Annotated in this window: 12 protein-coding genes; 5 read left to right on the top strand and 7 right to left on the bottom strand. The window is 62.7% G+C overall.

The genetic code is table 11. The features are described 5' to 3' along the window. Positions 1-2: 2 nt before the first annotated feature. Positions 3-398: a VOC family protein gene (locus tag OX462_RS06955; RefSeq protein ID WP_070221449.1), complete on the bottom strand. Its 396-nt coding sequence runs from the start codon at positions 396-398 to the stop codon at positions 3-5. Between the two features lie 257 nt (positions 399-655). On the opposite strand from OX462_RS06955, the gene OX462_RS06950 reads away from it, so the two are divergent. Together OX462_RS06950 and OX462_RS06945 are read left to right on the top strand one after the other, a co-directional pair. Continuing rightward, the gene (locus OX462_RS06950; protein ID WP_409028059.1) at positions 656-2,854 is read left to right on the top strand and encodes an OsmC domain/YcaO domain-containing protein; all 2,199 of its coding nucleotides are present in this window, start codon (positions 656-658) and stop codon (positions 2,852-2,854) included. Between the two features lie 15 nt (positions 2,855-2,869). After that, a complete protein-coding gene (locus OX462_RS06945; protein ID WP_409028058.1) occupies positions 2,870-3,466 on the top strand; it encodes a 2-hydroxychromene-2-carboxylate isomerase in 597 nt (198 codons plus the stop codon). A 6-nt stretch (positions 3,467-3,472) separates the two neighbouring features. Here OX462_RS06945 and coaD read toward each other — a convergent pair whose 3' ends face one another. The 5 genes from coaD to OX462_RS06920 all read right to left on the bottom strand — a co-directional run bounded on the left by coaD (position 3,473) and on the right by OX462_RS06920 (position 9,011). Beyond that, positions 3,473-4,618, bottom strand: coding sequence for a pantetheine-phosphate adenylyltransferase (gene coaD / locus OX462_RS06940; RefSeq protein WP_409028057.1), 1,146 nt, complete (start codon positions 4,616-4,618; stop codon positions 3,473-3,475). 96 nt (positions 4,619-4,714) lie between these two features. Then, a complete protein-coding gene (locus OX462_RS06935) occupies positions 4,715-6,046 on the bottom strand; it encodes an ATP-binding protein (protein ID WP_070291769.1) in 1,332 nt (443 codons plus the stop codon). Positions 6,047-6,048: 2 nt separating this feature from the next. Next, positions 6,049-6,708: a response regulator gene (locus tag OX462_RS06930; RefSeq protein ID WP_070221454.1), complete on the bottom strand. Its 660-nt coding sequence runs from the start codon at positions 6,706-6,708 to the stop codon at positions 6,049-6,051. Positions 6,709-6,781: 73 nt separating this feature from the next. Beyond that, positions 6,782-8,299, bottom strand: a complete 1,518-nt coding sequence (locus OX462_RS06925; protein WP_070291803.1) for a Do family serine endopeptidase — start codon at positions 8,297-8,299, stop codon at positions 6,782-6,784. Positions 8,300-8,546: 247 nt separating this feature from the next. Beyond that, positions 8,547-9,011, bottom strand: a complete 465-nt coding sequence (locus OX462_RS06920; RefSeq protein WP_121670224.1) for an Hsp20 family protein — start codon at positions 9,009-9,011, stop codon at positions 8,547-8,549. A gap of 208 nt (positions 9,012-9,219) precedes the next feature. On the opposite strand from OX462_RS06920, the gene OX462_RS06915 reads away from it, so the two are divergent. The 3 genes from OX462_RS06915 to OX462_RS06905 all read left to right on the top strand — a co-directional run bounded on the left by OX462_RS06915 (position 9,220) and on the right by OX462_RS06905 (position 12,402). Continuing rightward, entirely contained in the window at positions 9,220-11,103 is a 1,884-nt protein-coding gene (locus tag OX462_RS06915; RefSeq protein ID WP_409028056.1) for a M61 family metallopeptidase, read from the top strand. A 70-nt stretch (positions 11,104-11,173) separates the two neighbouring features. Then, complete coding sequence (locus tag OX462_RS06910) at positions 11,174-11,524, top strand: hypothetical protein (RefSeq protein ID WP_034783462.1); 351 nt, start codon at positions 11,174-11,176, stop codon at positions 11,522-11,524. Positions 11,525-11,607: 83 nt separating this feature from the next. After that, positions 11,608-12,402 (top strand): hypothetical protein, encoded by a 795-nt coding sequence (locus OX462_RS06905; protein WP_409028055.1) that lies wholly within the window; start codon positions 11,608-11,610, stop codon positions 12,400-12,402. On the opposite strand, the gene OX462_RS06900 is transcribed toward OX462_RS06905, so the two are convergent. Beyond that, positions 12,392-13,165, bottom strand: a complete 774-nt coding sequence (locus OX462_RS06900) for an alpha/beta hydrolase family protein (RefSeq protein WP_070291768.1) — start codon at positions 13,163-13,165, stop codon at positions 12,392-12,394. The genes OX462_RS06905 and OX462_RS06900 overlap by 11 nt on opposite strands. Positions 13,166-13,214 lie beyond the last annotated feature (49 nt).

The following is a 13,214-nucleotide window of genomic DNA, read 5'->3' as shown; positions in this document are numbered from 1 at the left end:
ATTCAGACCGGACAGTTCAACATCCACTGCACCCCGAACCGGTCGGTCAATTTACCGAAATAATCGCCCCAAATCTGTACGGCGAGCGGTGTCGTGACCACACCTTGATCCGCCAACTTGTCAAACAACTGTTTTGTTAACTGCCTGTCCTTCATCTGCAAAATATGCGCAGACCCTCGCATTGGCTCCGCATCATCATTATCCGAAGCAAAGAACAACACACCTGGCCCCTCAAACCGTGCATGCATGATTTTCCCGCGCATGGCTTCATGCGGGACCGGCATGCCATCGACGCCAAATCGCAATACCTCGGTAATCTTGCCCAGCCCGCATTGCGTGTAGAACCCCAGTGCTTGTTCGCACGTCGTGGTAAAGAATAGATAGTTAGATAATTGCATCAGCTCATCCTTGAAATAGTGCAGGCAAAGCGAAAGTAAAAAGACGGTGACCCCGCATGGGACTCAGTGGCGGTCAACACCCCGGTACTGCTCCCATGGAGGATAGCCACTTATCGAACCGAAAAACTCATGCATTGTCACGACAACAGGGGGGGGAACCGCTCCCGGCCAGCACGGCCGCAGTGAACAATCTTTGCCCTGCGGCGGAAAGCACGGATAATAGCGGCTAACTCATAAGCACAGTATTGGATTACCTCATGGAAATTAAAGTCAACTTTCTCGACAAGCTGCGTCTCGAAGCCAAGTTCGACGATTTTACGGTCATCGCCGACCAGCCCATCCGCTACAAGGGCGATGGCTCGGCGCCTGGCCCGTTCGATTACTTTTTGGCATCGTCAGCACTGTGCGCCGCGTACTTCGTAAAGTTGTATTGCGATACGCGCAATATTTCCACGGAAAATATCCGTCTGTCGCAAAACAATATTGTCGATCCGGAAAACCGTTACCAGCAGATTTTCAAGATCCAGGTCGAGCTGCCGGCCGATATCTCGGCCAAGGACCGCCAGGGCATCCTGCGCTCGATCGACCGTTGCACGGTGAAAAAAGTGGTGCAGACGGGTCCCGAGTTCGTCATTGAAGAAGTCGAGAACCTGGATGCCGATGCCCAGGCCTTGCTGGCCCTGAATCCCGCCCCGGGCGCGAGTACCTATATCGTCGGCAAGGATTTGCCGCTGGAACAGACCATCGCCAATATGTCGGGCCTGCTGGCGGGCCTGGGCATCAAGATCGAAATCGCCTCGTGGCGCAACATCATTCCGAACGTGTGGTCGCTGCATATCCGCGATGCGCATTCGCCCATGTGCTTTACCAACGGCAAGGGCGCAACCAAGGAAAGCGCGCTGGCGTCGGCCCTGGGCGAGTATATCGAGCGCCTCAGCAACAACCATTTCTACGCCGGTTCGTTCTGGGGCGAGGACATCGCCAACGCGGATTTTGTCCATTACCCGAACGAGCGCTGGTTCAAGCCGGGCCGCAAGGATGCGCTGCCGAAGGAAATTCTCGACGCATATTGCCTCGACATCTACAACCCCGATGGCGAACTGCGCGGCTCGCACCTGATCGACACCAACTCCGGCAATGCCGAGCGCGGCATCTGCTCGCTGCCATACGTGCGCCATTCCGACGGCGAGGTCGTGTATTTCCCGTCGAACCTGATCGAAAATCTATATGTCAGCAATGGCATGAGCGCCGGCAATACTTTGGTCGAAGCCCAGGTGCAATGTCTGTCGGAAATTTTCGAACGGGCCGTCAAGCGCGAAATCATCGAAGGCGAGATCGCCCTGCCCGACGTGCCGCAGGAAGTGCTGGCGAAATATCCGGGCATCCTGGCGGGCATACAGGGGCTGGAAGAACAGGGTTTCCCCGTGCTGGTGAAAGATGCGTCGCTGGGCGGCGTGTACCCGGTGATGTGCGTCACCCTGATGAACCCGCGCACGGGCGGCGTGTTTGCCTCGTTCGGCGCGCACCCGAGCCTGGAAGTGGCGCTCGAGCGCAGCCTGACGGAATTGCTGCAGGGCCGCAGTTTCGAAGGCTTGAACGACTTGCCGCAGCCGACGTTTGCCAGCGAAGCCGTCACCGAGCCGAACAACTTCGTCGAACACTTCATCGATTCGAGCGGCATCGTCTCGTGGCGCTTTTTCAGCGCCAAGGCCGATTACGATTTTGTCGAGTGGGATTTTTCCGGCCACGGCGAAAACTCGAATGCCGAGGAAGCGGCGACCCTGTTCGCCATCCTCGCCGACATGGGCAAGGAAGTGTACACGGCCGTGTATGACCAGCTGGGCGCCACCGCCTGCCGCATCCTCGTGCCCGGTTATTCCGAGGTGTATCCGGTCGAAGATTTGATCTGGGACAACACCAACAAGGCGCTGCTGTTCCGCGCCGACATCCTGAACCTGCATCAGCTGGACGATGCCAGCCTGGAAGACTTGCTCGACCGGCTGGAAAACAGCGAGCTCGACGAGTACGGCGACATCGCCACCCTGATCGGCATCGAGTTTGACGAAAACACGGTGTGGGGCCAGCTGACGACCCTGGAATTGAAGCTGCTGATTCATCTCGCCTTGCAGCAATTCGAGGAAGCGAAAGAACTAGTGGAAACCTTCCTGCAGTACAACGACAACACGCTCGAACGCAAACTGTTCTATCAAGCCTTGAACGTGGTGCTGGAGGTGGAACTGGACGACGAGCTGGAACTGGACGATTACGTGGTCAATTTCCGCCGCATGTTTGGCAAGGAACGCATGGACGCGGTGCTGGGCTCGGTGAACGGCAGCGTGCGCTTCTTCGGCCTGACCCCGACCAGCATGCAGCTGGAAGGCCTCGACAGGCACCAGCGCCTGATCGACAGCTTCAAGAAACTGCACGCGGCGCGCGCCAAGGCGGCTGCCGCCTGACCCAGGAGCGATACCATGGCCGCACTGGAATTCTGGTTCGATTTCGGCAGCAACTACAGCTACCTGAGCGCCATGCGCATCGAAGCGCTGGCGCGCGAAAAGCAGGTCCATGTGATCTGGAAACCCTTCCTGCTGGGCGTCGTCTTCAAGGCGCTGGGCTGGGAGACGTCGCCCTTCGTCCTGCAAAAAATTAAGGGCGACTACACGTGGCGCGACATGGCGCGCCAGTGCGAAAAGTACGGCTTGCCATGGCAGCAGCCGGGCGTCTTCCCCCGCACGGCCCTGCTGCCCATGCGCGTGGCGCTGATCGGCGCGGACCAGGGGTGGATTGCGCCCTTTGCGCGCCGCATGATGACGATGAATTTTGCCGCGGACCGCGATATCGACAACATCGCGGCCGTCAGCGAGGCCCTGGAGGAACTGGGCCTCGATGCACGCGCCATCCTGGCGCTGGCTTTGACACAGGACAACAAGCTACGGCTGCGCCGCCAGACTGAGCAGGCACAAGCGCTGAAGCTGTTCGGTGCCCCCAGTTTCCTCAGCGGCGGCGAACTCTTCTGGGGCAACGACCGGCTCGACGATGCGCTGGCGCATGCCGCCGCCCGCCCCTGACGAGCATCAGCCGGCCAGCGCCGCGATTTCCTTCTGCATGTTTTCAATGGCCCGTTCGTTGTACTGGTCGGCAAAGTATGCATCGCCGAACAGCTGGCCCGCCTGCGCCTTGCCGCACAAATGCTGCAGCGCCAGGCTCCGCTGCTCGTTGAAACGCGCGGGGTCCACGTGCGCGTATTCGCGGCCGATGGCTTGCGTGTAGGCCTGGTACACCTCGTCATCCTGCCCCAGGATGGCCAGGTCGGCGCTGAGCATGGCGTCTTTCAACGCGTGGCTGATGCCGGGGCCCTGGAAATGGTCGGTGGCGCGTATCAATTGCGCTACATCCTGATTATCGCCCGCATCGAGGCCGCTGGCCAGCCACAGCTGGGCACTCGCCTCTTCGCTCGAATACAGGGTATCGTCGTCGTGGCTGTAGACGGCATCGTGGAACCAGAACGCCTTCTTGACCAGCGCGCTGTCGCGCTTGGGCGCATAGGTGTTGTCGGCCCACACGCGGATTTCGGACAGGCCGTGCACCAGATGGTCGAGGTTGTGATAGTGGCGGTCCGCGCCGCCATACGCCTGCGGTCCCGTCAGGTGCGCGAACCAGTGGTCAAACAGGGCGATGTCCGCTTGCGAGGCGGTCGCGTAGTGCCACAACGCTTCCCACTCCTTGCGCAGGCAGTCGAGTATCCACGCCTGGTAGGCCGGGCCGGGAACGAATTTCTTCATGGTCCAGTTCCAGCCGACAGGCCCTTCCAGCGCCTTGACGAAACTGGAACTGACGGAGCCGAGGTCGCGCGGCGGCATGACGAAGATCGTCTTGGCGCCCTGCAACACGTCCACATTGGTTTGCTGGATCAGGTTTTCATAGTCGAAATCGGCCGTCGTGCGGATGCCGCGGATCAGGTAGTCGCAGCCGTGCTTTTTCGCCGCGCGCGCCGTGTAGTCGCCCTTGACGATGACCACCTGCACATTGTCCCAGCCGCACTCGCGCGCGCTCTGCTCGATGATGCGCTTGCGGTCTTCGGCGGGAAATTGGGGACGCTTGGCGGGGTTTTGCGACAGGAACACGATCACCTCGTCGGCGAGCGAACGCGCTTCGCCGATCACCCACATGTGGCCGTTGGTGATGGGGTCGAGGGTTCCTGAAAATCCGATTCTCTGCATGCTGCGCTCCGTGGTCTGGTTCTGCTTGTTTCGCAGACAATATAGGGCCACGGCGCGCGCGTCAATGCAACATGCCAAAGATGACGATTAAAACGCTCATTTCACGGCTTGCGGGAATTCCACGCGCACGCACAGGCCGCCCAGGCGCTCGGATTTGTCGAGCACCAGGCGCGCGCCATGGCGCTCGGCGATGGCCTTGATGATGGCCAGGCCCAGGCCGCTGCCGTTGGCGTCCGTGCCGGGCACGCGGTAGAAGCGGCTGAAGACGCGCTCGCGCTCTTCGGGCGGGATGCCGGGGCCGCTGTCTTCCACCGATAACGTCACGCCGACGGGGCTGGCGCGCAGGTCGATGTCAACGGTGCCGCCCTGCGGCGTGTACTTGATGGCGTTGTCGACCAGGTTGCGCAGCATGATGTTGAGCGCGTCGGCCTGCCCGGCCACCTTGGCCGGGTCCATGTGGTGCAGGCCCAGGTCGATCTTGCGTGCCTGCGCGATGCCGGCCATGTCGCCCAGCGCGCGCTTGACGACGTCGTTCAAGTCCACCGCCTGCAGCTGGTCGCCGCTGGCGGCGCTCGCTTCCTGGCGCGCCAGCACCAGCAGCTGCTCGACCAGGCGCGTGGCCCGCTCGATGCCGGCGCTCACGCGGCTGATCGCCAGGCTGCGCTTTTCTTCCGATTCGGCCCGTTCCAGGCTCAATACCTGCAGTTTCAATGCCGCCAGCGGCGTGCGCAATTCATGCGCGGCATCGGCGACGAAATGCTGCTGTGCGTCGAACGCCGTCTTGACACGGCCGAACAAAAGATTGAGTTCATGCACCAGGGGCCGCACTTCGTCGGGCAAGCCCGCTTCCGATACGGGAGATAAATCGTCCGCCTGGCGCGCCGCCACCTGCTTGCGCACGCGCGAGACGGGCGCCAGCGAACCGCTGACGACCCACCACACGACGAGCATCAAGATAGGCGCCATCAGGGCAATCGGCCCCACCGTGCGCAGCGCCAGGCTGCCGGCCATGCGCTTGCGCACGGCCATGTCCTGGGCGATCTGCACGGTCTGGGAACTGGTTTGCACGGAAAAGATGCGGTAAGTCGTGCCGTTGGCTTTCACGTTCGAAAAGCCCAGCACGGCGCGCTGCGGCAGTTCCGCGCGCGTGATCGAGCGGAACACCTGCACGCCGTCCGGCGTCCACACCTGCACCACCATGTCGTTGTTGACAGGGTCGGCCGGCAAGGCTTGCGCGTGGTTGGCCAGCGGCGCGCCGGAGCGCAGCGACAGGGCCATCTGCTGCATGTGGTAATCAAAAATCTGGTCGGCGTCGTACAGGGCGCTGCGGTAGGCGATCGACGCCTGCGCCAGGGCCGCCATGATGATGGCCGCCAGCAAAAACCACAGCAGGCGGCCGCGCAGCGAGTGCGTCACCGTAACCTTCATCCTCATGCCTTGGGCACCATGTAGCCGAGGCCGCGCACGTTCTGGATCAAGTCGCTGCCCAGTTTCTTGCGCAAGCCGTGAATATACACTTCCACGGCATTGCTGTTGACTTCATCTTTCCAGCTGTACAGTTTTTCTTCCAGCTGCGCGCGCGACAGCACGATGCCGGGGCGCGCGATCAACGCTTCCAGCACGGCCCATTCGCGCGCCGACAGGTTGACGGGATGGCCTTCGGCGATCACTTCGCGCGTCAGCGGATTGATGGAGACGCCCTGGTGCTCGAAGACCGGTTCCGGCCGTCCCGAGGCGCGCCGCAGCAGGGCGCGGATGCGCGCCAGCAGTTCGTCGAGGTCGTACGGTTTTAATACGTAATCGTCGGCGCCCGCGTCGAGGCCGGCGATGCGCTGCTCGACGGCATCGCGCGCCGTAGCGACCAGCACCGGTGTGTCGAGCTTGCGCAAACGCATCGAGCGCAGCACGTCGAGACCGTCCTTGCGGGGCAAGCCCAGGTCCAGCAGCACCAGGTCATAGGTCTGCGTCTGCAGGGCCGTATCGGCCATGTCGCCATCCTTGACCCAGTCCACCGCGTAATGCTCGGCGCGCAGCAAGTCGAGCACCACCTCGCCGATCATCGTGTCATCTTCTACCAGCAATAGCCGCATGGCCGCTCCTTTTTTATTTATTTGCCCCATAGCGGAAGGCTGGGGTCAGACCCGGCGGGTCTGACCCCGGTATTTACCCCAGCCGCACGGGGATGAATATCTTGTCCGGTCCCCGCTGTATCAGCAAGGCGACCGACTTGGCGGATTTCTCCACCACGTCGCGCACCTGCTCGACCGTGTTGACGGGACGGCCATTGACCGACAATAGCACGTCGCCCGGCTGCACTCCGGCATTCGCGGCGGCACCGCCCGCGTCTTCCACCAGCAGGCCGGCGCTGATGCCCGCCTCGCGTTTTTCATCCGATTGTAACGGACGCAGGGCCAGGCCCAGCTTTACCTTGCCGGCGGCGCTGTCGCTCTTCGCCACGTCGGCCACCTTGTCGGCCGCATTGCCCAGGGTTGCCGTCAGGCTGACGATCTTGCCGTCACGCCAGACATCCATCGTGATCTTGTCGCCTGGCAAGGACGTGCCCACCAGCGCCGGCAAGTCGGCCGAGCCGATGATGCGCTGGCCATTCACCTTGCGCACGACGTCGCCCGATTTCAGGCCCGCCTTGTCGGCCGGGCTGCCCCGCTCGACGTTGGCCACCAGCGCGCCTTCCGGCGTGGCCAGCTTGAACGAGTCGGCAAAGCCCTGGTTGACTTCCTGCACCGTCACGCCCAGCTTGGCATGGCTGGCCTTGCCCGTGGCGACGATCTGGTCCTTGATGCGGCCGGCCAGGTCGATCGGGATGGCGAACGACAAGCCCTGGAAGCCGCCCGTCTGGCTGTAGATCTGCGAATTGATGCCGACCACTTCGCCGCGCGTATTGAACAGCGGACCGCCCGAGTTGCCGGGGTTGACCGCCACGTCCGTCTGGATGAACGGCACATTGCTGTCGTCGGGCAGGGAACGGCCCTTGGCGCTGACGACGCCGGCCGTCACCGTGCTGTCGAAACCGTATGGCGAACCGATGGCCAGTACCCACTCGCCCACTTTCAGGTCGCTCGAATGGCCGAGCGGCACGACGGGCAGGTTATTGGCATCGATCTTCAGCACGGCGATATCCGTCTTCGGGTCCGTGCCCAGCACCTTGGCGCGGAATTCGCGGCGGTCGTTGAGCTTGACGGTCACTTCGCGCGCATCGCGCACCACGTGGGCATTCGTCATGATGACGCCGTCGGGGCTGACGATGAAACCGGAACCGAGGCCATGCGTGGGCACGTCGCGGCCGCCCCGCTGTCCGCCTTGCGGGCCCTGGAAGCGACGGAAGAATTCGAAGAAGGGGTCGTTGCCGAAGTCGTCGTTGCCGGCCTGGGCCGATGGGTCGTAGGCCACCTTGGTGCTGCCCGTGACGCTGATATTGACGACGGCCGGGCTGTTGCGCGCGGCGATCTGGCTAAAGTCGGGCAAGGCCACCAGCGGCGCGCTGGCGGCGGGCGCCACGGCCGCAGCCACGGGGGCGGCGGGGGCGCCAGCGGCGGCGGCATTCGCGCCGGCATTATTCTGATGCACCACCATGGCGCCGCCGGCGCCCAGCACACCGATCGCGGCCAGCGCGGCTACGGTGCGTTTGATTTTCAGGGATGCGGTATTCGTTTGCTGTTCCATGAATTGCTCCTCATTCAATGAGATTTTGATGTATGCAATAGTGGGCCACGAGTCTTAGGCGGTGCTTAACATTTTTCTATTTGGAAACAGGCATTTGCGCCTTTAAGCAGGGTTTAATCTTGCGTGCCGCGTGACAATCAATGGAAGCCCGAATGGGCTCCGGACGTGACACTGGCCGGATCAACCGGCCAGTATTTTACTGCATGGGAGAAGCTAGCCCGGGCGCCCTAGGGGCGCCGCGATCAGATCAGGCTGCCTGGCGCTGTTCCAGCACACTGACGGTATCGCTGCCGGTGCCGCTGCCGATCTCGATCTTGCGCGGTTTCAGCGCTTCCGGCACTTCGCGCACGAGGTCGATGGTCAGCATGCCGTTTTCAAACGTGGCGCCCGTGACCTTCACGTGGTTGGCCAGCTGGAAACGCTGTTCGAAATCGCGGGCAGCGATGCCGCGGTGCAAGAACGTGCGCTCGACGCCATCTTTCTGCTTGCGGCCCGTGACGTGCAGCGAGTCGCGTTCAGTGATGATGTCGATTTCTTCGCGCGAGAAGCCAGCCAATGCCATCACGATACGGTATTTATCTTCCGACACCAGTTCGATGTTGTAAGGCGGATAGCTCGGTTGCGCATCGGCGCGCTGTTCGTTGAGCAGCTGTGCCAGACGGTCAAAGCCAATGGCGGAACGATACAGAGGAGCAAGGTCAAAAGTACGCATGATAAATATCCTTTTCAAATGAAGCGATAAGAGGGGCGGACCTCACCATGAGCATCCGCCTGTTACCGATATACGGCCTCTCCAGTCCCTTTCAAGGCCTTGAAATTGGCGTAAAACGCCCCAGACGGCCTCAAATTTGTAAGAAATTTTTACAGAATGCTAGACTCGGCCTTTGTCCTCCCCGCCGCCCCGTCCCATGCCCCGCTCCATGCCCTATTCCCGTGCCGTCCTGTCCCTGTCCTTCTCGCTTCTCGTTTTCACTGGTACCCAGGCCGCCTCGCCCACTGCTCCCCCCATCGTGCTGCAGGTGGATGCCAGCAACGTGGCGCAGCAACTGTTCAGCATCCGCGCAAGCATTCCCGCCGCGCCCGGCAAGCTGACTTTGCTGTATCCGCAATGGGTGCCGGGCAACCACGGCCCCAGCGGCCCGCTGAACCAGCTGGCCGGCCTGCGCCTGTCCGCCAACGGCGCGCCCCTGGAGTGGCGGCGCGACCCCGTCAATATGTTCGCCTTTCACCTCGACGTGCCGGCCGGCGCCACGGCCGTGGAAGCGCAATACCAGCTACTCTCGCCCGTCGACACGAGCCAGGGCCGCATCACCATGACAAGCGCCATGCTGGGCGTGCAATGGCATGCGATGACACTGTATCCGGCGGGCCGCGCCGCGCGCGACATTCTCGTGCAACCGAGCCTGACCCTGCCGGCCGGCTGGGAATTTGCCAGCGCCCTGGAAGTGCGCGCGCGGGCGGCCACGCCGGCCAGCCAGCAAGTCGATTTCGAGCCGCTGGACCTTGACACCCTGGTCGACTCGCCCGTCTTTGCCGGCCGCCATGTCGAGCGCATCGACCTCGACCCGGGTGCCAAGGTGCCCGTGCTGCTGAATGTGATGGCCGACAGCGCCGACAGCCTGGAAGCGTCGCCGCAGCAAGTCGAGCAACACCGGGCCATGCTGCAGCAAGCCTACAAATTGTTCGGCGCGCGCCACTACCGCCACTATGATTTCCTGCTGGCCTTGAGCGACGAGTTCGGCGGCATCGGCCGCGAACACCTGCAGTCGAGCGAAAACGGCGTCAAGCCCGGCTATTTCAGCGAGTGGGACAAGAACGAGGCGGGCCGCGTGCTGCTGCCGCACGAGCTGGTGCACTCGTGGAACGGCAAGTTCCGCCGTCCCGCCGGTCAGGACACGCCGGATTTCAACACGCCGCTGCAAAACAGCCTGCTGTGGGTCTATGAAGGCCAGACGCAATATTGGGGCAATGTGCTGGCGGCCCGTTCCGGCCTGGTGGCGCCAGCCAACATGCGCGACCTGTTCGCCGCCACGGCAGCCCATTACGACGTGATGCCCGGGCGCAGCTGGCGCACCATGCAGGATACGACGAACGATCCCATCATCAATGGCCGGCGCCCCATAGCCTGGAGCAGCTGGCAGCGCGACGAGGATTACTATATGGAAGGCGCGCTGATCTGGCTCGACGTCGACACCACCATCCGCGCACTGTCCCGCGAGCGCCGCTCGCTGGACGACTTCGCCCGCAGTTTCTTTGGCATGCAGGATGGCAGCACCACGCCCCTGCCCTACACCTTCGAGGATGTCGTCGCGGCCCTGAACGCCGTGCAGCCGCACGACTGGGCCGCCTTTTTGCGCACGCGCCTGGAGAGCCACGGCCCCGGCGCACCGCTCGATGGCCTGGCCCGCGCCGGCTGGAAACTCGTCTACCGCGACACGCCGAGGCCCTTCCTGAAAGCGAATGAAGAGCGCAGCGAGAGCACGGACCTGAGCTATTCGCTGGGTTTGACGATCGACAAGGATGGCAAGCTGGGCAAACTGCTGTGGGACGGCCCCGCCTTCCAGGCAGGTTTGTCCGGCAACACGACCTTGCTCGCCGTGAATGGCACGGCTTACACGCCCAAGCTGCTGAAGGCGGCCATCCAGGCGGCCAAGGCCAGCCCGCAGCCGATCAACTTGCTGGTCAAAAAGGGCAAGCAATTCCAGACGGTAGCGCTCGACTACCACGGCGGCTTGCGCTACCCGCAACTGGAACGCATCGCCGGCACGCGCGACCGCCTGTCGGCCATCCTGCAGGCGCGCTGAGGCGGAGATTGCCCGGCGATTTTGCGCCGCGCCCCCTATGCGGGGCCGGCTTTTGGTGTATGCTGGCGGCATGAACAATGACACCGACATCCAGCTCAGCGGCCCCTTCAAGGCCACCGACGGCTCCGGCCGTGCCCATGACATCAAGGCCATCCGCATCTTCGACGAAGGCTACGGCATCATCGACGTCTACGTCGACTTCGCCGCCCCGCTCGAAGCGGGCGCCTACAAGGACAAGACCCTGGTCGGCCACATCCTGGCCCGCCTGCGCAGCCTTGGCTACGTGGGCCCCGACTTCGGCCATGGCGACCTGGGCTTGCAAGACAAGAAACTGATCGTCCTGGAAGCGCCCGAGGAATTTTCCGCCTTTGCCGTCAGCAAGGGCTGGAAGGATCTTTCGGCCGAATTTGACGAAGACTGAGCCTTCGCCACCGGAACGCCATCATGCGCCGCGCCTGCCCCTGCAGGGGCGGCGTTTTTCATCGTCCCCTTGCTCCTTTGCCCATGTTCCTGCTCTTTCTGCGCACCTGCGCCCTGCCCTTCCTGTTTTGCATGCTGGCCGGATGCCAGCAATCCGACATGATCAAGGACTTTGAACAGATAGTCCCGCTGCAAGACCAGCAGCTGGCGCGGCATTACAGCGATCTGCTGCGTGAAAAACAGCTGGACTATGTGCGCATGGCAACCGAGCCGGGCAATAACGGCGATCAGATCCGCCAGGCGCTGCCCGCCTTGAGCGCCGCCTTCCCGGCAGGCGAGCCCCAGTACGTCAAGGTGGTGGGCTACCAGCGCATTGAACAGCGCGATATGCCGCAATTGCTGCGTATCAGCTTCGAATATGCCTATCCGGAAAAATGGATCGTCAGCACCATCGTGCTGAGAAAATATGGCACTGACGCCACCATCATGGGCTTGAGCGTGGCGCCGCAGACGGCATCGCTGGAACAGCAGGCGACCTTCACGCTGCGCGGCAAATCGCTGCGCCACTACGTGGTGCTCGGCGCTGCCATCCTCTCCCCCATGCTGATTTTGTCTGCCCTCGTGTTATGCCTGCGCAGCAAGCTGACCGTGAGAAAATGGCCCTGGTTGCTGTTCATCAGCATCGGCTTCGGCCAGCTGTCGCTCAACTGGGCGACGGGACAGTATTTATTCCTGCCCATCGCCATCCAGCTGTTTGGCGTTGCCGCCGGCACCAGCGCCTACCAGCCCTGGACATTCATCGTCTCCTTGCCGCTGGGCGCCATCGTGTTTCTGCTTGTCAGAAAAAAACTGGCCGCGCCTGCAAGCCTCATGGCGTAGGCGCAGCCTGCAGATAGCGCGCGCTCCACGCGGCGATGACGTTGGCGACATAGGCCGCATCATTGCGCCCCGTCAATAAGTGGTCGGCGTCGTCGAGCGAGACGAAGCTTTTCGGGTGCTTCGCGGCAGTAAAAATATCCATCGCGTTCGACAGGCTCACCGTCGTGTCGTTCGGCGCGTGCATCACCAGCAGGGCGCGGCGCAGGCCGGCGATGTGCTCCTTTAAACTGTGGCGGCCCGCGTCGTCGACGAATTGCTGGCGGATGCGGAAGGGCCGCCCTTCCAGCTGCACCAGCGCTTCGCCTTCGGCAGCGATTCGCTCCAGATGCTCGCTGAACATGCGCGTCACGTAGGCGGGCGTGCTCGGCGCGGCCAGGGTGGCAATGGCGGTGGCTTCCGGCACGTGCGCGGCGGCCGCCAGCACGGCGGCGCCGCCCAGGCTGTGGCCGATCAGCAATTGCGGCGCAGCATGTTTTGCCCGCAGGAAATCGGCGGCGGCGATCAAATCGTCCACATTCGACGAGAAATTCGTGGCGGCAAACTCGCCCTCGCTGGCGCCCAGTCCCGTGAAGTCGAAGCGCAGCACGGCGATGCCGTGTTCCGTCAAGCCTTGCGCGATGCGCCGCGCGGCCAGCACATCCTTGCCGCAGGTAAAACAGTGGGCGAACAGCGCGTACGCGCGGATGGCGCCGTCGGGCGCGTCGAGGCGCGCCGCCAGCACATGGCCGTGCGCGCCGGGAAAATCTTGCCGGGTGGATTTCATTGTCTCAGATCAAAGCTGCCGCGCAGGGCGGCCGATGGCGCATTGTAGC

This window comes from Janthinobacterium aestuarii, from assembly GCF_046113285.1.
GTDB lineage: Bacteria > Pseudomonadota > Gammaproteobacteria > Burkholderiales > Burkholderiaceae_D > Janthinobacterium.
This window is presented reverse-complemented; position numbering and strand designations above follow the sequence as displayed.